Source organism: Lactobacillus sp. ESL0791, from assembly GCF_029433255.1.
Lineage (GTDB): Bacteria > Bacillota > Bacilli > Lactobacillales > Lactobacillaceae > Lactobacillus.
The window spans coordinates 919993-943911 of sequence record NZ_JAQTHU010000001.1 but is presented as its reverse complement, the minus strand read 5'-3'; the positions used below and the strand labels follow the sequence as shown (position 1 = coordinate 943911).

Annotated in this window: 12 protein-coding genes, 1 tRNA gene and 1 other RNA gene; 3 read left to right on the top strand and 11 right to left on the bottom strand. The window is 40.0% G+C overall.

Going from position 1 to position 23919, the window contains the following annotated elements:
- Positions 1 to 24 precede the first annotated feature (24 nt).
- On the bottom strand, positions 25 to 13167 hold the full coding sequence (locus tag PT285_RS04700) for an SLAP domain-containing protein (RefSeq protein ID WP_277148242.1): 13143 nt from the start codon (positions 13165 to 13167) through the stop codon (positions 25 to 27).
- A 454-nt stretch (positions 13168 to 13621) separates the two neighbouring features.
- Here PT285_RS04700 and PT285_RS04695 point away from each other — a divergent pair.
- The 3 genes from PT285_RS04695 to PT285_RS04685 all read left to right on the top strand — a co-directional run bounded on the left by PT285_RS04695 (position 13622) and on the right by PT285_RS04685 (position 16602).
- Positions 13622 to 13695: transfer RNA gene (locus PT285_RS04695), tRNA-Arg, on the top strand.
- Between the two features lie 354 nt (positions 13696 to 14049).
- On the top strand, positions 14050 to 15087 hold the full coding sequence (locus PT285_RS04690; RefSeq protein WP_277148240.1) for a PTS sugar transporter subunit IIC: 1038 nt from the start codon (positions 14050 to 14052) through the stop codon (positions 15085 to 15087).
- 705 nt (positions 15088 to 15792) lie between these two features.
- Positions 15793 to 16602, top strand: a complete 810-nt coding sequence (locus PT285_RS04685) for a hypothetical protein (protein ID WP_277148238.1) — start codon at positions 15793 to 15795, stop codon at positions 16600 to 16602.
- 131 nt (positions 16603 to 16733) lie between these two features.
- Here PT285_RS04685 and ssrA read toward each other — a convergent pair.
- From ssrA to PT285_RS04635, 10 genes are all read right to left on the bottom strand, one after another.
- Positions 16734 to 17100: a transfer-messenger RNA gene (ssrA, locus tag PT285_RS04680) on the bottom strand.
- Between the two features lie 56 nt (positions 17101 to 17156).
- Positions 17157 to 18341, bottom strand: coding sequence for an acetate/propionate family kinase (locus PT285_RS04675; protein WP_277148237.1), 1185 nt, complete (start codon positions 18339 to 18341; stop codon positions 17157 to 17159).
- Between the two features lie 25 nt (positions 18342 to 18366).
- Complete coding sequence (locus PT285_RS04670; protein WP_277148235.1) at positions 18367 to 19368, bottom strand: class I SAM-dependent methyltransferase; 1002 nt, start codon at positions 19366 to 19368, stop codon at positions 18367 to 18369.
- Positions 19369 to 19536: 168 nt separating this feature from the next.
- The gene (locus PT285_RS04665) at positions 19537 to 20100 is read right to left on the bottom strand and encodes a ComGF family competence protein (protein ID WP_277148233.1); all 564 of its coding nucleotides are present in this window, start codon (positions 20098 to 20100) and stop codon (positions 19537 to 19539) included.
- Positions 20060 to 20329, bottom strand: coding sequence for a hypothetical protein (locus PT285_RS04660; RefSeq protein WP_277148231.1), 270 nt, complete (start codon positions 20327 to 20329; stop codon positions 20060 to 20062). Before PT285_RS04660 ends, PT285_RS04665 begins: the two co-directional genes overlap by 41 nt.
- Positions 20322 to 20759: a Prepilin-type cleavage/methylation protein gene (locus tag PT285_RS04655; RefSeq protein ID WP_277148229.1), complete on the bottom strand. Its 438-nt coding sequence runs from the start codon at positions 20757 to 20759 to the stop codon at positions 20322 to 20324. Before PT285_RS04655 ends, PT285_RS04660 begins: the two co-directional genes overlap by 8 nt.
- Complete coding sequence (gene comGC, locus PT285_RS04650) at positions 20731 to 21078, bottom strand: competence type IV pilus major pilin ComGC (RefSeq protein WP_277148227.1); 348 nt, start codon at positions 21076 to 21078, stop codon at positions 20731 to 20733. The genes PT285_RS04655 and comGC overlap by 29 nt, the downstream gene beginning before the upstream one ends.
- A 9-nt stretch (positions 21079 to 21087) precedes the next feature.
- Positions 21088 to 22089 carry a type II secretion system F family protein gene (locus PT285_RS04645; protein WP_277148225.1) on the bottom strand — a complete coding sequence of 334 codons (1002 nt, stop codon included), beginning with the start codon at positions 22087 to 22089 and terminating at the stop codon, positions 21088 to 21090.
- Entirely contained in the window at positions 22058 to 23032 is a 975-nt protein-coding gene (comGA, locus tag PT285_RS04640; protein ID WP_277148223.1) for a competence type IV pilus ATPase ComGA, read from the bottom strand. Before comGA ends, PT285_RS04645 begins: the two co-directional genes overlap by 32 nt.
- 129 nt (positions 23033 to 23161) lie before the next feature.
- Positions 23162 to 23890, bottom strand: a complete 729-nt coding sequence (locus PT285_RS04635; protein ID WP_277148221.1) for a YebC/PmpR family DNA-binding transcriptional regulator — start codon at positions 23888 to 23890, stop codon at positions 23162 to 23164.
- Between the last annotated feature and the right edge of the window lie 29 nt (positions 23891 to 23919).

Here is a 23919-nt window from a genome sequence, read left to right as displayed (position 1 = left end):
CTTTTCTCTTGGCTAGGAAGCAAATTATTTCTTAGCAAAATTTGCTTGTTTTACAAATTTATTTGCACTAACAACGAAATATTTTTTCCCGCGAATCGAAACCGGTGCACCATAAGTATTAACATACTGATTCTTTGGCAGAACCTTTTTTCCAATTCGCTCACCATATTTATTGTAAACATAGGCATTGTGCGTTAATTGCGTCTTTTTCGCATCAAAATTACCTTCAGCAATATACTTGCCGTCGAGTAACCGGTAGTATTTCTTGCCGTTAATTATTTCACTGCCCGAAACTTGTGCAACCGAACCGGCTGCAATCATAACACCATCAGTCGATTGACCATCTTTATCGTAAAGATATGCATCATGCATAACCTTCTTCTTTACTCCAATCGTTGGGAAAAGTGGATTGTCATCCCGATCAATATTAGAACCTCGATGAAGGACATTGCTTGCACGGATAAATTGATTGGCACCAATGCAGTAATAGCTTTTTCCGTGAATCCGCACGGCATCACCAAAAGTATGAATAATTTGATACTTGCGATACTTGCGTTTACCGGTTAATATGCCGTACTGATTATAGAGATAAGCATTATGGCCCAAGACACGATTAGTGCTGTTAATATTGCCTTGCGCAAGATAGTAAGTTTCGCCATTGTCTTTTACAATAAAGAATTTCCGACCATTGATAACCTTTTCACCATAAGTCCTAATGGCAGAACCATGCCGAAGAGTAATGCTGTTGGCACGGACACCATTTTCATTATATAGGTAGGCATTATGCATTAAAGTCTGTTTGGTACCCTTATCAGTTGCGACAACTGGCTTAACTGTCGGTATAGGAACTGAAACATGAGCTAGATAAACTTGATTGATCACGTCCTGAATATGACTTGGAGCTAAAACATGACTAATGGCATTTATGGTATCCGTTTCTGCTTTATTTATTTCCGCTTCATCAGCAGCATGATCGATTGTGCCATCATTACCATGCTCGCCATTAATTGCATTATTAACAAGCTGATCGATTTCATTCTTCAAGTGATTCTTAACCTCATCATTGTAGCCATTTCCACTCGGATCCTTGAAGTGATCAATCTGTTCCTTAGCCTTATCAGCTGCTGCCTGTACCATTAGCTTGGCAACATCTTTTTGGCCCTGCAAACCATCATCTTTGACATGACTTGGATCGGTTTCGTGATCGATTTTATTCTTCGCTGCATTAGCTGCATCAGTAATCTTTTGCTTGTCTTTGGCCTTATCGGCAGCAGGCTTGTTGGGATCAGAATCAATCTCATCTTTCACAGCTTGGGCTGCCTGGTCAATCCGATCTTTTTGGACATTCTTATCATTATCCCAAATTGGTTTTAAGACAGAATCATCATTGCCGGAAACTGCATCCTTGATATGACTAATTTTATCAAGTGCGTCTTGCTTGGCACTTGTAACTTGTCCCTTATCAGCAGCTTGATCAATTGTGCCGTTCGCCTCATGATTAGCCTCATCAACATACTTGGCAATTTGATCCTTGATTGCCTGTTTTTCAGCCGCCGTGTATGGTTTGCCATTTTGATGATTAGTTAAACCATCTACAGCAGTGTTGGCCGCAGCGGCGCCATTAGCAACTTCTTGCTTGGCATGTTCTTTTTGCACAGCCAAGCTGTTTGCCATTGCACTAGCATCATTGGCACTGTCACCCTTGCCATCTGCCGCAATGATATCCAACTGATCATTCATTGCACCATTGACTGTAGTAGCATTAGCACCTGTGATTACCTTGTCCGCTGCTGCAGCATCTTGGGCAATCTGTCCATTCAAGGCTTCCTTTTCGGCGGTTGTATGGTTAGACTGGTCAATTTCTTTTTTGGCATTATTGGCACCATCCGAAACTGCCCCTTGGGCAATTTCTTTCTGGGCAGCTAGCTCATCTGCCTTGACATCATCAACACTAGTGCCAATAGCTGTCTTATGGTTATTGTAAGCAGCATCTACCTTAGAAGTATCCGCATTTGGCCCGTACTGCTCGTGCAGCTTATCAACTGCTGCTTGGTGCAGGGCGGCCAGGTCCTTGGCCTCCTGTTCCTGAGCTGCAGCCACTTCCCGGTCATGTTCGACCGCTTGGTCCCCATCAAGAGCTGCTTGGTTCTTGGCTGAACCATCCGTAACGATATCCAGGATATTTTGTAACGCATCTTGGCGTGCCTGATTAATATCAGCCGCCATGTCAAGCTCGCCTTGGCTGCCATTAGCACCATTAGCCGTATTAACGACACCTTGTACGGCATTAGTCAACGCATTCTTTTCATGTTGGCTATAAGGCTTGCCTGCTTTACCATGCGTGATGCCTTCAATCAGCTTACCAGCTGCTATTTGGCCATCTTGCACCGCACCCTTGGAAATCTCTTTTTCACCAGTTGCTTCAGACGCATGGGCAGCAGCTGCACTCGTTGCCTGGTCAATTGCCTGCTTGGCTGCTTGTGTTGCCTGGTCAATCTTAGACGTATCGGCTTGATTGCCAAACTTATCATGTAGGTCCTTCACTGCTTGATCACGTTCAGCATCTAACTTAGCTTGATCACGTTCTTTTTGCACGGCCAAGCTATTAGTCATTGCATTGGTGTCCTCGCTACTATTGCCCTTGCCATCTGCCGCAATGATATCCAACTGATCATTCATTGCACCATTGACTGTAGCGGCATTAGCACCTGTGATTACTTTGTCAGCAGCCGTGGCATCTTGGGCAATCTGCCCTTTCAAGGCTTCCTTTTCGGCCGATGTATGGTTAGACTTATCAATTTCTTGTTTGGCATTATTAGCGCCATCTGAAATTGCCCCTTGGGCAATTTCTTTCTGGGCAGCCAGCTCATCTGTCTTGACATCATCAACGCTAGTGCCAATAGCTGTCTTATGGTTATTATATGCGGCATCTGCCTTAGAAGTATCCGCATTTGGCCCGTACTGCTCGTGCAGCTTATCAACTGCTGCTTGGTGCATGGCGGCCAGATCCTTGGCCGCTTGTTCCTGAGCCCGATCAAGTTTAACAGTATCGTTATTATCTAAGACATGGTTAAGCTTAGCTTGATCAGTGTAGTCCTTATTGATCTCATTAATTGCATCATTACGGGCCCCACTGATGATTGCCTTGTCAGTCGTATTAACCGCATCTGTATCGGCGGGATCAGCATAGGCATTATCAATATTATTCTTACCAGTCTCAACATCTTGCTTAACTTGATCCTTCAAAGCCTGCTTTTCATCATTAGACATTGCTACCTGTTGGCCTTGAGCATTAGTATAATGTGTCAACTGATCGATCTGGTCATTTGCATAACTAGCAGCATCGTCCAAGGCTGCCTTAGCGACATTCTTAATCGCATCATTCAAACCTTCATTAATACCAGCAACGGATAAACCATTAAGTTTATCAAGTTCATGCTGCTTAGCCTGATCAAGTTGACCATTTGGTTGATATGCCGCGCCCAGTTTTTGTTTAGCCGCAGCATAAGCAGCATTAATTGCAGCAATTGCATTCTGTTTAGCATCAGCTACTAATCCTGCATTCTTATCTTTAGCAGTATTGACAATATTTTGCAGATCATTTTGCTTAGCCCCAGTTATCTTATCTTGGTTGCCAATCTGATCATTATCGGTTGGCGCTATGCCATTAACCCGGTCAATGGCCTTTTGCGCATTTTGCTTAATCTGCTCTTTATAAGCATTCTTCTGGTCAGTATTTAAGCTATTCGTACCGTCAATTGCATTATTAGCTGCAGTAACTTGATCTTCAATCTCTTTAATTGCTCTCAGCTTGTTCAGAGCCGTCAAACCTTTATCGTAAGTTGCCGTTGCATCCTCGATTGAAGAATCATGAGAAGTTTTAGATTGATCAAGGTTAGCAATACTTTGGTTGACCGTGTCAATCAGACTGCCGTACTTATCCTTTTGCCCGCTAGTTAAATGATCTTTAAAATCATTCCATTGATTACTTAAATCGGCATGAGCATTGTCTGCCTCATTACCAAACCATGGGTGGTTGGCAGCATCCGCTGATGGATGTGTACCATCTGAATCGGTAATTTTCGGAATTTCTTTAATTATCCGATCTGCCATCTTGGCAAAATCATTTTCAATCATTTGGGCTGCCCCAACATAACCGTTAGGAGATAATATATGTCCATCTTCAGTCGTGCCAGAATTATTTAGCCGAGTAACCGCATCATTATAAAGTGCGTCCAACTTTTTCTTGGCTGCAGTTTTTTGCTCATCCGTTAATTGCGAACGGTCAATGATTTTTTCAGCGTCATCCTTCTTCTGCTTCATATTCTTGGCAGTCTGTTCTTTTTGACCAGAAATTTTAGCCTGATCAACCAGCTTGTTAATCTTACCAACAGCTTCATTCTTAATAGCATCAGGTGAAGCTGAGTCGGCTGCATCAGAAGTATTCGAATTACCGATATCTTCTTTAGCTTGGTTAACAAGATCATCAATCGCACTGGCAGAAGCTCCGGAATTTTCATTTTTGGCTGTTTGTGCCGCTTGCTCTAGATCATTGATTACCTGCCGCTTTTTAGAATTTAGCTTCGCTTCATTGACAATTTTATCAATTGCTGTTTGACCAAAATCGGCGGCTGCCGTTCCTTGTTCAGCATTATCGACCGCATTGAGTGCATCTTGGTACTGCGTAGAAGTTGGATTAGTCGGTAAATTAGTTCCCGTAATTTTGTCTGCAGATTTTTTGCGTGCATTCTCAATCTGCTGCTTATATTTAGTTTTCTCATCCGCAGATAAGTTATTCAGACCATCAATTGCCGCATTGCCTTTGCTGGAAGCATAATCATTGATCGCAGCAAGCTGCTTATTCTTTTCATTCTGTAATTTCGATGGCAGCAGCGCTTGATCAATCTGGTTCTCAGCATTTTGCTCAATTGTATCTAAATCATCATCTTTACCAGCGGTATAAATATCATTCCGCCCAGAATTTAACGCAGCTTCAACTGCTTCATTAGCAGCAGCTAACTCTGGTTTACTTAAGTGCGCGTAATCTGGATTAGTAGTAGTTAATCCAGCTTCTGCAACACTTGCATGGTGTTCAAGCTTGTTAACCGCATTTTCCTTATCTGTAAAGTGATCGGTGATGTGTTTAAAACGATCCAGACCATTGTCTTTAACATCGTTCATATGTTCAATTGCGTTAGATTGATCTTTACGATGCTGGTTAATCTGATTAACAATATCCTTGCTGGTATTCTCAACCTCATCACGCAAGTGAGCGATTTGCTCAGGTGATAAATCTCCCGGATGATCTTTGTTAATATCATCAATTTGCTTGTTTGCAGCTGTCACGGCAGCAGCAATCGCATCCAAATCAGCCTTTTGTGCTTCATCCTTATTAATATCATCGCTGGCTCCAGCAAGAGCACTTTCACCATTATTTTCTGCAGTTGCAACCCCTTGTTGATCCGTTGCTGCAGCAATATTATGTTCAGCCGTAGCTAATTCCTTATTAACCGCGGCGTTAAGTTGATCAGCCTGCGTTTGGCTCAGCTTATCAGCTTTTTTATCAGCCGCAATTTTATCAGTTAATTCCTTAGCTTTATTTTCTAACTTATTCTTAGCATCAGCCTGCGCTTGAAGTAGTGCGGCATTGTTAGCACTGTCAACAATATTTTTCAGATTTTTTTCTGCATCAGAAACAATCCCATCAATCGTCGCTTGATCCACAGCATTATTAACTTGATGCTCAGCACCAGGACTTGCAGCTGCAGAAACCGCATTATCAACTTCGGCAATTAATTTACTTTTATCTTCAGCAGACAAATTAGTATCATTAATCTTTTTCTTAGCATCCTGAGCATCATTTTCTATCCGCTTATTGGCATCATTTTTAGCTGCTTGCAGCTTGGCATCGGCTAATGCCTGATCAATTTTAGTAATGCCAGTATCACGTGCAGAATTAATATCAGCTACATTTGAAGAACCATTAATATCGGCTACTCCATGCGTATATGCGTCTTTGGCCTGGTTTTCATATTTGGCCTTTTGGTCACCTGTCAGGTGATCCTTAAGAGCTTCAATTTGATCAAGCACGCCGATTTTATTTCCCGCAGGATCACCGTTTAATTCGTGATTTAGTTTGTTAATCGCATCGTCTTTAGCTTTACTAATTTCTGCTGCATGAGCCGAATCAGCAGCCGTCTTAATATTCTTAATCCGTTGTTTCACGCTTGCTACCGTATCATTAACGGCATCAATAGTTTGATCATTCTTGTCAATTTCATCATTGCCTGCTTGAACAATTGAATCAACCTGCGCTTTGTCTTTTTGGTTAGTTAACTGATTCTTAATTTGGTCGGCATAATCCTTAATGGCCTGCTTACCCTTAGTTTTAGCAATCGCTAAGTAAGCTGGAATAACCGCGGTATTGACAGCATTTTTAGCTTCAGAAACTGCATTTCCAATATCTGTTTCATTAGCAGTGTCGGCATTAACCTTATTATGTCCCTCAGTTCTTGCAGCCTCGATATCTTTATGCGCCTGATCGTAAGCCGGTTTGGCTTCCGCTGGCTGAGCCGCAGTTAACTTATTAAATTCAGTATATAAGTCTGCTTCAGCAGTATCACATGCCTGATCAATATCCTTGTTAGCTTGTGCTTTAAGTCCGTCAAGATGGGCCTTGTTAGCTGCTGCTTCGGCCTTTTGAATATTAGTCAGGCCGTCTTCTTTAACTTGATTGGCTTTATCAATCGTGTCTGTTGTTGATTGATCAATTTGTTTCTTCGCATCATCGCGTGCCTGATTGATTGCAGCATGAGCTGCAGCTTTTTGCTCATCAGTCAAGTTAGACTTGTCAATGCGACCGTTTGCTGCCGATGCAGCATCATCTAAAGCCTTCTTGTTATCGGCCTTAGTCTGACTTAATCCCCGGGCCCGATTCAAAATATCCTGCATAGCCTGATATCCTGCATTTGCTGCACTTGCAACCACTGATGGGGTTGCTGGCTCAGGATTATTAACTTGATTAATTGCATTATTATATACCGCTTGCACATCATCCTTAAGCGCAGCTAAACTAGCAGCATCAGTGTTCGTTAGGCCATCAAGCGCATTGTCAACAGCAGCTAATTGATCATCTAGCTTATTTTTAGCGGCATTTTGTGCGTCGTACAAGTCGGCCGCAGCCTGGACAGCCAGCATGGCACCCTTGCCAGCATTATAGGCAATGGTCACGTCATCAGGTGTTGTTGCGCCGTTGACATTAGTTTTGGCAGCTGACAATGCATCATCAACTTGCCTCTTATACTTGTTCTTCTCATCCGTGCTGAGATTGGCCTCATGATCAATGTGATTCTTAATCTGGTTGGCCAGAGCAGTTAGTCCAGTATCTTCCTTATTCAGTGCATCATTTTTGACATTTGCCAAAGTTGCATCAGCAATGCTGTCGGCCACACCATTCATCGCATTGATTGCATTATTCCGATCACCGACAATCTCATCCTTAGTATCTTCAGTTGCACCATTAATGTTTGACACACCAGTCATATAAAAACCATGAATCTTATCTTTCATGGCATCATGCTGCTGCTGTGTAATTTTTCCACCATCCAATGCAGCATCAACAAGACCATCATCTTTAGCCTGAGCATTGTCCAATTCAGCGATTGCATCGGATTTAGCAGCTTCTAAGGCAGCCTTGTCCGCATCGTTGCCCATATTGATTGCACCGACCAATTCAGCATTGTTAATCGCATCCTGATTAGTAGCAGTATTGATATTGTTTAATGCGGCATTGTAATCAGCGGCAATCTGGTCAAGAATTTTCTTTTTCTGGGTCTGACTAACCCGATCATCACTATAGCTATTAACTTTATCCTCGGCCTGCTTTTTAGCAGCATCTAGCTTGTTTTTAGCTTCTTTGCGCGCATTCAGTGTAGCGTTTTCTTTATCTTCTTTATCCGTTGCATTATCTGAGCTAGCATTCGCTAAAACATGATCAATATTATTAATAGTCGTAGTCTCGTCAGTCGCAACTTGATCATCGCTAGCACCATTAACTGCAGCGACCCCAGCAGCAGCAGCATTAATCGCATCCTGCTTTAACTGGTTACGGTGCTCGTCAGTCAGATCCGGGTAATTTCCTTTATCTTTATCTAAGGCTGCAAGTGCTTCGTCGCGTTTGTTATTAATCGCAGTAATCGCTTGCGCCTTCTTATCCTTCTTAATTTGATCGTTAAGCAGATTATTCAGAGCACTTAGGCCATCATGCAAAGCTGAACCAACATCATCAAGACCAGTGGCGGAATCAACTTTATCTTTGGCCCCTGTATGATTTGAATTAGTCACTAGGTCTTTAGCTTGCGCCTTCAGAGCCGCAATTTCTTCCGGAGTCAAGGAAGTCAACTGATCCAGTCCCTTTTCAACGTCCTTTTCCTTATCGGCTAATTGCTTGTCAGCACTAGCTTGCGCAGCCGTAAAAATATTCTTTTTGGCAGTTTCGACGGCATCTGCAATCGCGGTCGCTGCATCTACACCATCGTTTGGAATTGCATCAATTGTGCCAGTACCAGAAGCGGTAGCAGCACTTGCGGCATTATCAACACCGGTATCACTAGTTATATCCTGCTTTTCCTTGGCTTCTTCAGCATAACCAGCAACCTCAGCCTTGGCAGCCTCTTTATTGATCTTATTAATTGCCGTTTGTTGCCGTTTACCTAATTCATTATCGTTAGCAGCAGCATTGATTGAAGCATCCCCAGTAGCCGCTAGTGCATCATTAACCGCTTGATCAATTGCGGCGTTATACTTTTCCTTCTGTTCTTTAGTCGCATTTGAATCATTAACCTGCTTGTGTGCGGCTGCGGCGGCGGCATTAATTGCAGTTGCAGATTGCTTATGCTTAATAACATTGCCGATAGCATTCTTCCCCTGATCCCGGGCATTCTCAATCGGCTTATTTTTATCCGTATCTTTGGCAGAATTAATTACGTTATTAATTGCATCATTTAAGGCATGATGGATATCATCTGCAGCAGCAGGATTAGCAGCAGCGGCGGCATCTGCCGCTGCCTGCAATTGATTAATCGCGTCAAGGCGATTCTTAGCATCATCAATGTTATTTTGTGCCGTTTGGTGCGCTGCTTCAGCATGTTGACCATCATTAGCCTGATCAATGTCGCCAGTACCATCAGCAGCCAGACCTAGCGCATCATTTAGTTCATTCTTAAGGCTATCAATTTTGCTAATTGTATCCGGAACTAGCCCTGTGCCCTGTTCAGCATTATTAACCTGATTTAACAGACCATTATCCCCGCCTACTTGATCTTTGATATTATCCTTTAGACCCTTTTTATAAGCTTGAACAGCCGCATCAATTGCGTCCATACCATTCTTAACATCGGTAATATCACCGCGGTTAGTGGCAGTCGCATTATTGTGCTGTGCATCCTGCAAATTAGCAATGTTAGTTTCATTATCAATCACATTTTTACCGCTATCTGCAGCAGAATTGATTCCTGCGGCTGCATTTGGATACAAAGCTAGTTGATCATCGCGATACTTGTTTAACTCACTATTGGCATGTGCCTGTGCATTAGCCTTATCTATCTCTTTTTGTGCATCCGAAATATTCCCACTCGCATTATTTGCACCAGTAAAATCAGATGGTAATCCTGAACCAGTCAGACCAGCAAGATTAGCTGCATACTTTGTTTTGGCATCATTAATAGCCTGATTGTATTTACCCTTTTCACTGTTAGAGAGATGTAAGCCATTAATTACACTTGCATCAGGGCCCATTTTGCCGATTGCTGTCTTAGCGGCGGTCTGATAATCAGCTAATATCTTATTTTTAGCATTTGCTTCTGCAGCAGCCATCTCTTCAGCAGAAGATTGATCAACTGCGGCAATTGCATCATTTGCTGCTTGCGTCAAAAAGTCATCAGTGATACCCGCTTTACCTAAATCAGCCTTAGCAGCATTTAAGTATGCCTGTACCTCAGCCTTAGCAGCTTCCTTGTTGATGGCATTTTTAGCGCTGTTCTTTTTATCATTAATCTGTGAAAAATCGGTGGAACCATAGACTGACTTATTGGGATCATAATTTGGATTGGGAGCTCCTGTCGCCAAAGTCGGCTTGGTTGTAGCGGCAGCTACCGTATTATCAATTGCTGTATTATAAGAGGCTTGCTCAGCAGCAGATAAGCCGGAATTCTGCACCCGCTCTTTGGCTGCAGCTGCCGCTGCAGCCATTTCCTCAGCAGCTTGATCCTGAATTTGCTCCGGTGTCAAAACATCGTCTTGCAGAGTAATTGCCGGTGTCCGCGAATCTTTACCGTTTGGATCATAACCAATAAAATTAGCCTCGGGCTCAATATCGATCGTATCTCCAGGTTTCAGGCCATAACTTGCAGGAATCGTAAAGGTAAAGCTACCGTTTGCATCCACTTGTGCGGCAAACTCATGCGGTAAATCATTAGTCAAACCATCCGGACCATCATTAGTAGTAGCATATGGATCTTTTACTGAAGAATCTTTATAAGACGTGCCATTAATTGTAGCCGTAACATAAGCATTAGTGCCTGTAGGCATAACATTGCTGAAAATCGGGTCACAGGCTGGGCCATCAGTTTGGGCATCATAATTAGTGATTTTACCGCTAACAGTAACGGAACCATCAGCATTTTGTTTGTACGAAGCCTTACCCAAATTGCCATTTGTATCCTGAATGTTTAAAAAGCCCTTGGAATTGGCAGGCAGCATTGTAATGTTATTATAACCAGGATTATCCGGATTAGAAAAAGCTTGGTAAATGACTTTAGCAAAAATTTGGTCAAAAGTTAGGTTTTTTAAAACTTGTAGAGTGCCGTTGACGGTCGCAACTGCCTGATTAATTTCCGCCACTGTCGGATGTGCCGGATCTGCCACAGCTATCGGTTGTCCTAACGCCTGCGCTAAAATAAAGGCTAAGCCAGCATTCTCAGGTTTGCTGATATCCTTACCAATTTGTTTAATCACATCATCACTCGGTTTATTTTTACCGCCGAGTACAGAAATACCTTTTCCGCCATCAATAACTGTGATGGTATTAGAAGCACTATCATGTCTAACTTTTAATTCATGAAACGGCGGCAGAGTGAGACTCAATTTTCCAAAGTCAAAGTGCTGGCGCACATTGCGAATATCAATTTCACTATCACCAATGATACTCGTTCCTTGGGCGTGGTTAGCCGATGCATTCAAGACTAGCTTCCGCGGGTTATTTACTGTTAAACGGCTTTCGCCGCCATTTTCAGGTGCGGCAACGTCAACCAAGACAATTTTTCCTATACCAGCGCCGGCTCCTGTGCTATCACCCTGCAGTTCAATATCTAAGCTGCCGTTTTCTAAATCAGCGGTACCACCAACATAGATCAAAGTACCTGAATAACCTTGCATGTTTTTGCCAATAACATTTAATTCAGCACCAGGATTAATTGTCAAGTCACCGCCGTCATAAACTAGCGTATTTTCCTTACCATAACTATTGCCGCTGATATCACCATTCGTATTAATGTCAATTGTTCCATTATCAATAATCTTGCCGCCAGCGCCAGTCAATGTAATTGCCGCGGCACGATGCCGATCAAGTTGGCCAGCAAAACTATCATCAGCACCATTAGTGTCGGAACCAATATTAATTGTTAACTTAGCATTCCTATTAACAGTAATGTTGCCGTACCCGCCACGAAAAACAATTCCGCTGGCCTTGCTGGTATTTTGTGCAGTTTCATCGTACCTGCCCGGGTTTTTCCGCGGATTAAGGGTTACGTCCGCTCCTTCTTCTAAAATAACTTGACTAGTATTGCTGAGCAGATTGCCTGCCTCGTCATGGAAAATATTATTGACATTATCAGCCGACGAGGCACCATTATTCATTTCAATCACATTGCCATCGCTGGTTGACAAAACAGCTTTACTGCCTTTTTCAAAAGTAATCCTTTCACCATTCTCACTTAATTCAAAGGCCTGTTGGCCATCAAGACCATAAGTATCATAATTGTTTTGATCAATTGCATTCAGGGGATTTTTATAGAAAGCAACAACATCGGCAGAAAAATTATTCTTAATATGGACATCCGTATATTGCCCTGAATACAAGACCTGCGATCCAGTAAATTTAACATTATCAAGTGTAATCCTTGATGGACCATCTGTTCCATCAACTGTATCCATCAATCCCAAATAATTCTGGCAATATAATTGGAGATCTTGATAAGTTACATCCATTTTCCCAGTATTGTAATTATCAGAATCTAAGGGAGAACTACTTCTAAAATCAATAATATAGCCATTCGCAGGGATATTATCACCGCCTGACTTAATAATTAATTTACGGGGAGGCAGATTGATTGAACTAGATGAACCATCCGCCCGAATGTTATTAATTATTTCAATATTATGAATATTTTTATTTGTCAGCGCATCTTTAAAGTCTTTCCAATTGCCGACTTGAACCAGTGCATCTTTCGTCGTTCCATAATTGGAAACACCATTCTTAGCATCAGATGTCGGCCGCGAAGGTGTATTGAAGTTAATTGAACCAGTCCGTTCCTCATCCTTAGGAGATACAGATATATCCTGATTAGATGAGGCAGTCTGATTATTTTCATCAGTGATATCAGTCGCTGGGCTACTAGCCGCGGAAGAAGTTGCAACTGTACTGCCAGCAACAGATGTATTTGAATTATTATCATTAACTGCGGAATCCGAACTGCTAGAAATGTCAAAATCAGAACTAGCTGAAGCGGCCACACTATCCAAAGTATCTTCTGGTGAACTTGACATAGAAGCCGGATTATCAGCCAAAGTTTGCCCACTTTCTTTTAAAAAAGCTGTTAATCCAGAATAAGTATCAAGTTTATTACCAGCAGCTTGAGTTTTTTTCGGTGCATTTGCTGCATGCTGCTCTTCAGTGTTTTCATTAATGCTATTATTTGTGGAAGTCTGAACATCTTCTTTGTCTGGATTGACAACATCGGCTTTGACAGTTTGCGAAGTGAAACTTAAAAAACTAAAGCCCAATAAAACTGAAACGGCACCAACTGATAATTTACGAATTGAAAAGCGATCATTTTTCGCCTGCATTTCCATTTTTCGCAATCGTTCGTCAAAATTATTTTTACCCAACATTCTATTCCTTTCATTAACATAAGCTACTATACATAGCCATAATTAATTATCACGGATGTTATTATAAATCGCATAAATAAAAATGTAAACAAATTATTTTTTCGCTTTAAAATAACTGTATTTTAATCTTTAAACGCTAGCAATCTTTGCTTTTAGATATTTTACTAAGCAAATAATTACAATTAAATTTTTAAATAAAAATTTAATTTGGCTTATTAAAAGCAAATTATTAGAAATATTTTTTGATTAAATGTTATTTTTTAAGAATATTTTTCTTTATCATAGCATTTTTAAAAATTTTAAAATTCGATTAACTAGAACTCTTATGTTTTTTCGAAACTAGCATCTTAAACGTTAGACACATTAAATTGTTAGGCAAAAATAATCATTGCAATACGCGGAATAATTCTCTATAATAATTACTGTTCTGAAAAGAACAAAACAAACATACGATGGTCTGGTAGCTCAGCTGGATAGAGCAACGGTCTTCTAAACCGTGGGTCGTGGGTTCGAATCTCACCCGGATCATTTCAAAAGACAACTAAGAGTTAAGCATAATTCCCAGTTGCCTTTTTTATATTTCTAAGCAAATTTGCTTTTTAACATTCTGCTTGCCTTTTTGTGTGAACTACTGTATCATATTGATTAAATATTTATGAAAGGTTTTAATTATGACGACTAAAATAAAAATTAATCAACCAATAGTTTCATATTATTTTCGGTACTTTAGCATCTTGATCTGAGGGCCGTATTTTTGCTATTTATTGTCACACAGGTCATTAATTTAATTAACTGTGTGCCGTAAATAAGATTTTTTCCTAACATATAAAAGTGCACACAGTTGTCGTCGTCTGTGTGCACTTTTAATTTTAAGGAGAAAAAATGAAATTACTTAAAAAAATTATCTTAGACACCCTGAACGGTTTATCAATCGGAATTGTCGTGTCACTCGTTCCAGGAGCCTTAGTTAACCAGCTAATTAAGGCTCTAGTACCACACTGGCCAGGCCTCGGATTTATTTTAGTATTAACCACGTTTGCCAGCTCATTATTGCCAGCAATCAGTGCCGTCTGCGTGGGCATGACCGCCAAGCTGTCGCCAATTCAGACATCTTCACTTGCACTAGCAGCAACTGCAGCAGCTGGTAATTTTACCATGCAAAATGGGAAAATCCATGTCATGGGCAGCGGCGATGTGATCAACACAGCCATCACCATCATGATCGCTTACGGCTTAGTCCTCTTCTTTGGACAAAAATTAAAAGCTTACACGATTTTACTCGTTCCGCTACTGGTTTTAGTAATCGCTGGTGGAATTGGGATTCTCACGCTAAAACCAGTCGGACAGTTCACCGCACTTATTGGCATCGGGGTTGAACACCTGATGAGCTTGCAGCCGATTATCATGGGAATCATCATGGGAATTATTTTTGGCTTTTTAATCGTCTCACCGATTTCATCAGTGGGAATCGCCACTGCAATTGGCCTTTCCGGCATCGCATCCGGTTCCGCTAATTTAGGAATCACCGCCGTTGGTTTTGCCCTAGCAGTTTTTGGCTGGAAGGCAAATTCCCTGGGAACCTCACTTGCTCACTTCTTGGGCTCGCCTAAGATGCAAATGGCAAACTTAATGACCAAACCTAAGTTACTAATTCCCGTTTTACTAAATGCCGGAATCCTGGGCGGAATCGGCGCAATTTTTAAAATCAGTGGCACCCCAATGAGTGCAGGCTTTGGTTTTTCCGGTTTGATTGGACCAATCACAGCAATGGCCGGACGCAGCAGCAATTTTGCTAATATTATGCTTATTATCATATTATTCTTTATTTTGCCGATTGCATTAGCGCTAATTACCAACTATATTTTTAATAACAAAATGCACTTCTTTTCAGCTAAAGATTTTGAGCTGGATTACAAATAAAGCACAAAGAAAAAACGGATAACTTGAATTGCTGTCCGTTTTTTCTTTGCTACTATAGATCTCTATTATAGATCTCTATAAAATTCGGCTAATCTGCTGCTATTATACGGAAACACTTTCAATTATATTGTTACTGTAATAGTCTCTTTACCATATTTTGTTAGAAAAATGCTTTTTTCAGCGCAAGTACTAATCCTCTATTACTCGTTTCTTTATTATAGTAAGAATTAGGCAAACACATGTGCTTTAACAATAAATAAAAATAATATTTTTGAAATAAGAATTACACAGTAAACTAATCTATCTAAAAAATGATGTTCCTCAGCAACCTTTTACAAAATATATGCATGCTGAATAATTATTGGCTTTTATTGACAGCGTGAATCCACCCCAGCTAAAGAGTATCTGATCTTTTCTACTTTCAATAAAAATGAAAAAACTAAAGCTGAAGAAAATACACTTATAAATCAACTTTGTCCCCGGTATCAAAGAAATATTGATTTGCATTGCTGTGTTATTAGTAAATCTATATGGAGACTATAAATTATTTTTGTAATAGCTTAAGATACTAGAGTTATTAAACAGAAAAGCAAAAATTTTCAAGACTAATTTTAAGTTTGCATTTTGAAAACTAGCTATAGTAATACACTAATTTTTATAATATTGATATAATAAGCTTATCATACTAGAAGGGGACGAAAATTAATGAAAGAAAAAGACAATAATTCTACAACACCATCAAATAACAATAAAAAAGTGGATAATTCTAAAGCTTTACCTTGGTATAAGAAAACTTGGGGCAAAGCGGTCATTATTCTTGTTTTGATTTCAACACTAAGTAGTAAAGTTTTAGGTACAGGACTATCTTTACTTTTTATTGGGACCATAATAATGATAGGAAGCATTGTTTACTTTCTTGATTCATTAGTTAATAAAAACAAACTTAGAAATTCTATAATTATACTTATTCTTGGAGCTATTATCATATCATTTGGCGGTAACATGATGTCTAACGATCCTAATAATAATGCTCAAACTGCTCATTCTTCAAAAGTACAAAAAGCTAAGTTTAAAAAAAAGACAGAATATAAAACCAAACCGAAGGAAAATAAAAAGAGCAATAAATCTAAAAAGCACAAAATTTTCAAAAAAGCAGCTGTTGGATTAACTGCTGCCCATGCAGTAGCTAAAACTAAGAACAGGCACCATAAACAGCAGGAAACTACAAATATTGATAGTGAAAACTCCAAGAGCAGTGATGATAAAAACTCAAATTCTACTAATAACAGTAATCAGCAAGTTGCTTCTAATCAAAATAAACAAAGGGGCAATACAAAAGCGTATGCTCCTCAAGAGGGTTATGTTTTTGTAGCGCCAGATCATGGTAAGAGGTATCATTATAATCCAGATTGCCGAGGTTTAAGTAATGCTGATAATATTGTAAAAATGACTCTTGCTGAAGCTAAGTCCCAAGGATATACAGAATGTCAAATTGATGGTGATAATCCTAATTAAATATTATTACGGATGGAATTTAAAAGCTACCTCAGAGGGTTTATCCTTAAGGCAGCATTTTTTATCCTTCTTGTATCAAAAGCAACAAAAAAGGCTGACAAACATTAATTTATCAGCCTTTATCATTCATCAAATGGAGATGAGGGGAGTTGAACCCCTGTCCAAACGCATTCCGTCACTGACCTCTACGATCATAGTTATATTACTTGAACTTCGCTAATTCAAAACGCCATATAACAGGGCTAGGATGAACTAGCTAATCTGTTATGACTCTTTTTAACTATTCAGATGAGGTAGTTAAACGTAACTCGCTAAGTTGATACCTATTATCGGCCACGAGTAAGCTAATAACAAGCAACGCATGCGCTTAAATTAAGCAGCTAATGCGTAAGAATTTTCTTTATTTGCAGTTAAAGTTCTGTGACGTTTTAATGTAGACGTGACCTACAAACCGCAGTCAATGCGAATCTACGCCTGTCGAATCCCAAAAACATCCCCGTGAATGTTTATAGTATAGCATAAATTTACCTGACTTACGATTAAAAAACTTGTGTCTAATCTAAATGAGCTAAGCGGACAACATCCCGCTCAATCATTAATTCTTCATCAGTTGGGATAATCATTGCTTTGATCTTCGAATCAGGTTGCGAAATAAACTTCTCACCGTTTGACTTGTTAGCTTCTAGATCTGGATCTAAACCTAAAAATGCAAATGACTTCATTACGTTCTCACGGACATTACTGTCATGTTCACCAATTCCAGCAGTGAAGACAATTGCGTCCATGCCTTGCATTTCAGCAACATAACTACCAATGTAACTAACTACACGGCTAACAAAAATCTTCCGTGCAAGCTGAGCCTTTTCATCCTTACTGTTTTCCAAATCCCGCATATCAGATGAAATTTCCGAAATTCCAAGTAAACCAGATTGATGATTCAAAATATCAATCATTTGGTCCATATCCAGATTTTCTTTTTCCATGATGTATTGCAAAAGAGAAGGATCAACATCCCCCGAACGGGTTCCCATCGTGATCCCGGCTAACGGACTAAAACCCATTGAGGTATCAAATGATTTACCATATTTTACTGCCGTTACTGAAGCACCTGAACCCAAATGGCAAACAACCAGCTTAAGATCTTTTAAGTCTTTACCCAACATCTCGGAAGCTCTAGCCGAAACATAACGAACGGAAGTTCCGTGAGCACCGTACTTACGTGCCTTATATTTTTCATAATATTTGTAAGGTACAGAATACATAAAGTGAACCGGATCAAGACTTTGGTGAAACGCCGTATCAAAAACGCCAACTTCAGGAACACTAGGCAATAACTTCATGAAAGCTGCAATCCCATTTGCTTCCGCTGGATTATGCAACGGTGCATATTCCTTCAAATCACGTACTTTTTGCAGATTGCTTTCATCAATAAGTGCTGAATCAGGGAAAGCTTCACCACCAGCAACAATCCGGTGTCCGACGCCAACAATTTCCTTAATATCAGCAATTACTTTATATTCTCTAAGTGCTTCAAGCAGCAAATTAACAGCTGTTTCCTGATCTGGAATGGCAACTTCCTTGCTATGCTTATCACCGTTAGCCAACTCAATTTCAAAGGTAGAGCCATCAAGTCCAACCCGGTCGGCCAATCCTTCAGCCAAAACTTTTTCTTCAGGCAAAGCAAACAACTTATACTTAAAAGATGAACTTCCCGAATTAATTGCTAAAACTTTCTTCATAAAAATCCTCCAGACAATTTTTCAATTAGTGAATGTTATTAGTATACCACTCGTTTAGCTTAACATTAAATTTGATGAGTGCTTTCTCGTCCTTTAAAGAGTCAAGCTTAGTAAGTAAGACTTCACTTTTGGCTATACCTGGACCGGGTTTTTGAAAGACCAAAATTTCTTTTTGATTAAACTTATTCTTAAAAAGTTCATCCGGTAATTCAACAATTGCACGTAAAAAAACTTCCTGCGTCAGCCATGTCATAAAATCAGCAGCCGTTTTGCCAGAAATAAGCGATTTAGGCACCAGCAAAAAAGCATAACCGCCTGGAGATAAATTCTTAACAATTTGTTCAACAAACAGTGCATGTGCAAGAGAATGACCATTACTTGCTTTAGTAGCAAAATTTGCGGCATTTTCATCAAGCGGATAGTAACCAATCGGCAGGTCACTGACAACTGCATCAGGGTTAGGTATTAACCACGGCGTCAAAGCATCCTGACAAAACAGTTCAATTTTAATGTTATTTAAATGAGCGGCAACATCGGCCAAGGCCAACATATCTTCGTCATTATCAATCCCAAATAAATGATAATTGTTTTGCGAATGATTGACATTCTTAAGCTGGTTAACAACCGAATAAAGCAAGTTGCCGGCACCAATTGCCGGATCAACAACTTTTAGTTCTTTCTTTGGCAGCAGCTTTTGCATTATCAATGCAATCACTGTTGCAATTGCCGGCGGTGTCGGCATCTGATTAACATCCCGCTCATCATCGGTGATTGCCTTTAAGGTCAAATATGTAAAAATTTGTACTTTTACCCTTTGCGGCAATTTTTCGTAATTTAATGCTGCATATTTTTTACTGAGCTCTTTAACTGCTTCTTTGTCCGGCGCACCCATTTCAACCTTAATCTGATTATTTTCTAAATTATCAAAAGTTTCGGTTAGTGCTTCACCAAAAGAAACATTCAAATCCTTTTGTAAAAATTGCACACAATCTAAAAACTGCGCAAAAATTTGTTCGATATTTTTCATACTAATTTCTCCTACTTAATAAACTTATTCTAAATAAAGCAGGAATTATGCGCAAGAATTTAGTTGTTAAGCAGGTACTCTATTAACAGAAAGTAGTTCTCCATGTTATTACGATAAACTTCTTGGTAGAAATGCAAAAATAATAAACACGTAATCAGGACAAGCACGCTACTTAATAAAACGCTGCCCGTTACCCTTACTTTCGTGAATAATTTTCTCTTTATTTTTTTCATCTTGTTTTCTCGTTGGTCTAGGATCTAATTTAAAGTATAAAACTGACCGGCGACCATTATTTTCGGTAACATTAATTTTAATCAGCTCATCTTTAGTCACAAAAGTAGCCATCTGCACATTTAACAACAGCGGCATGTGCCCACCGTTCTCACCTGTTGCTCTGATCATACTTTTGTAAACAGACAAAGAATATTGTTTTTCCTCAACTTTCTCACCGTCTTTTTTCAATTTGACAAACACAGCTTTGTTAAACTTGGATGCTGATGGTAAGGTATATACCGTTTGCGTTTTTCCATCATGTAAAAAACGGTTAAATTGAACATAGGAAAAGACAAGGTCATCCGTATAGTTCACTTTTTGATTAGCGGTAGATAAAGTTTTTAGCAAGCCCTGAAGCAGCAATACTACGATCATTGTCACAAAGACCGAAAAAACCGCTTCTGCAAGCAAAAAACCTTTACTTGTTAATTTGGTACGTTTGTTTTTCTTTTGTATCATAAACTTCCCTAGCACCGGTTAATCGGTAAACATGATCATGAACTCTTACTTCACGCAAATCATTTTTCCTCATGACATGCCACGCATAAATACGGTCGGTTTTGCGCTCAATTGCCTGCTCATTTGTCCGTCCATCACTGACGATCAGTGCCATTGTGCTGACTCCCAAAAACGTAATAAATAATGCTAACATACTTTCAAGCATCAAAAAGCCCTTACTTTTAATCACTTATCGCTCGCCCCCACATCATTTGTAATTTTATTTTCCGGACACCTTTTCGACTAATAAGCGTAATTGTTCTAGGAGCCATGATGCCATTAGACGAAATTTCAAGTTTGGGAAAGTCGTCTATTTTGACACTTTTGTCAAGGTCAAGTTTGTTAAAATAATTCTTGTTTTTAAAACAAAGGCGTTTACTTACAGGAAAGTAAGTAATAGTAATTCCTTCATGCCGAATTGTACTGACACGTGCTGCCTGTTCAATTGTTGACCTTAGTTCTCTGCTTGTATTATCCAAAATCAGTTCGTCACGGTAACCTTTTAATTGAACAACTGAAAGCAGCAATAACCCAGCAAAAATAATTAATGTAATCATCGTTTCAAGCAAAGTAAAAGCTCGCACATGCTTCCTAATGGGCTTTTTCAACGGTACCATCATTTAATGTGTATTTCTTCGATTTTTCATATTGGTTTTTGGTTAAATAACCGGCATCATACATATTGGCAAAGCTTATCTCTTTTCCATTTCTGCTCCGATCATCCTCGTACAAATTTGCCTGGGTTTGCAGCGTTGTTTTAAATGCTTCGTCTGTACGCTCCTCCGCATTCTTTTTCTGCTTTGTCAGATTTGGCGCAATAATTAAAATTAACAGGACAATAATCGCCACAACAACGACCATTTCAATCAAGGTAAACCCCTTGGCAGTCCTGGTTTTGGCAATTAACTTCAATAAATAGTTTTTAACTTTCTTTTTCATAATTTACCTCTATATCTTCTGCATCATGCTGTACATTGGCAAGAGCAGCTTTAAATACATGCCAATAATACAGATGCCAATTAGAATAAAACAAAATGGCTGAACATTTACTACTAATTTTTCGATTCTACCGATCAAATCCGTAAACAAGCTTTTGCCAAAAACGAGACAGCGTTTCCCCAAGTCATCACGCTTAGACCCAGTCTGCAGCAAAATTAACAGCGAATTGGGCAAAAAGAGTTCTTTTTTAATAATCTGTTCCAGGCTTTGTCCCGCGGCTAATTTCTGTCCCACCCGTTTACCCATGTACTGCTGAAGTGAGCCTTCCTCCTGCATAGATGCATACTCACACATTTTCTGCAGGGAAAAACCGCTGGCTAACAGCAGGCCGATATCATAAATCAGCAAATATTCAACATAAATTTTGATTGTCGACCCAACAATTGGGTAGTGCGACAACTTTTTCAGCGAGCGATAATCCTGTTTAGCAAGCAAATTTAAAATTCGTGCCAAATAATAAACAAAGCTTAAAGCTAATAGAATTAGTCCGGCGATCAGTAAATCGCCACTGTATTCCCCGGAGCCGGCAAACTGCCGGGAAACAAAAGTTTGCATAAACAGCAGCAAACTGACCATCATTACGGCTAGCACAAAAGGATAGGATAGCTCCGCCTTCAACTTTTTTAATTGTTCATTTTTAAGCTGATTCAGCATCACTAGCTGCCTTAAGCATTCAATTAAGCTGCCCTGCTGCATTGCCAGATTAACTTGGGTAACAACTGTTCGGGAAAAGCCTAGTTTGAGCATCTGCTCATTAAAATGCCCGCCAGCTTTCATCGCGAAAGCCACTTTTTCCATCAAGGTCTTGCGCCGCGGCCACAAAACCGGCATTATTTCTAAGCTGGTATTTAACGAAAAGCCGTTTTCCAGACTGTTTTTCAAGCAATCCAAAAATGTTAATTTTTCGGCATCAGTTAGTTTATCCTTCTTTAAAATCTTTGTAGACTCCATCCGTTATTTCACCTCGCTTTACTAACAACTGTAAATTTTCCTGCCACGAAATAAAGTTTGCCCGCACCTTTTGCCCGATATTAGCAGTCAGGGCTTTGCCGTAACAAAGATCAAGTAGACACGCTAGACCTGTTTCTTTTGGCAGCAGACGCTGGTAAGAAACGGCGGTCAAACAATTGGCCAGTTCACTATTAGAAATTTGTAAACCTTCTAGGCGAGAAATTGTCTGCAGCGTGCTTTTGGCATGAACTGTTGCCAGCACTAAATGCCCACTCAAGGCCGCATCCACCGCCAAACGTGCGGTTTGCGGATCGCGGATTTCCCCAATTATTAAAATATCCGGTCGGTGCCGTAGCGCCGCCTTTAACAAGGTTTGATAATCGATTTCCGCTTCGTTATTGACCTGGGTCTGCAAAAAATCGACTTCTTCAACTTCGACCGGATCCTCAATTGTCATTACCATCTTTTCCTGCCCCACCCTTTTTGCTAGTTTATACATCGTCGTCGTTTTCCCCGAACCGGTTGGTCCACTGGTAACAATTAAGCCCTTTTTCTTGGTCAAATCGATTAACTGCTGTATTTGGTCAGGAAAAAAATAATTGCTTAAACTAATCTGGTAGATAATCCTGATTACCAGTGACTCCTGATCATAGAAATCGCCGAGACTGGACAAACGCAGATAATAATCCTGATTTTGATAACAATATTTAAGCGCACCGACCTGCGGCCGGCGGTGTTCCGAAATATTCATTTGTGCTGAATATTTTAAGAAATTGATTATCTCTTGGCCCAATGAGCGGTCAAACGTTTTTTGCTGAACAATTTTTTCATCCCAACGAAAGAAAACCGCAATCTTTTGCTTTTTGCTTCTGAAAAAAATATCACTGATATGAGCACAAATTGCTTTTTCCAGCAAATCGTGCACTACGTCTTTTGCTTCCATAAAAAACCTCCTTTACTTCTTACTACCAATAAATACGAAAAAAAGCGAAAATTTTTTCTGGCAAATAAAAAAATCACCCAACTTTTAAATTGGATGATTTTTATCATTAACAAATTTTAAATTTTAAAATTAATCTTCATCAGCCGCAGCAGTATAAACGTTCTGCACGTCATCGTCGTCTTCTAATGCATCGACTAAATTAGCAAATTGCTCCTTTTTGTCTGCCGGAACTTCCATCGTATTCTCAGGAATCATCGTTAATTCAGCAGCAGCCAGCTTGTAGCCGTCCTTTTCAAGAGCATCCCTAACTTGGGCAAATTGCTTCGGGTCGGTATAAATCTCAAAGGCATCATCACTCGTCTGCAAATCATCACCGCCGGCATCCATGACGTCCAGCAGCACCTGATCTTCATCGGCATCGGTCGTTGAACGGTCAATTACGATGTAACCCTTACGGTTAAACATGTAAGCAACTGAACCGGTAGCACCAAGTGAGCCGCCATTACGGGTAAAGGCAACCCTCACCGAAGAAGCAGTCCGATTCTTATTATCGGTCAAAGCTTCAACAAAGACAGCAACGCCGCCCGGTGCATAGCCTTCATAGGTAATCTCGTCGTAGTGCTCTTCAGAATTGCCTTCGGCCTTCTTGATTGCCCGATCGATGTTGTTTTTCGGCATGTTGTTAGCGTGCGCTTTGTCCATGACCATCCGCAAGTTAGGGTTCCCAGAGGGGTCAGGACCACCATTCTTTGCAGCCATGTAAATTTCACGCGATAACTTTTGGAAAATCTTCCCTCTCTTAGCATCCTGCGCATTTTTGCGGCCTTGAATATTGTGCCATTTTGAATGTCCTGACATAAGAATCCCTCTTTCTCTCTTTTCAGTAT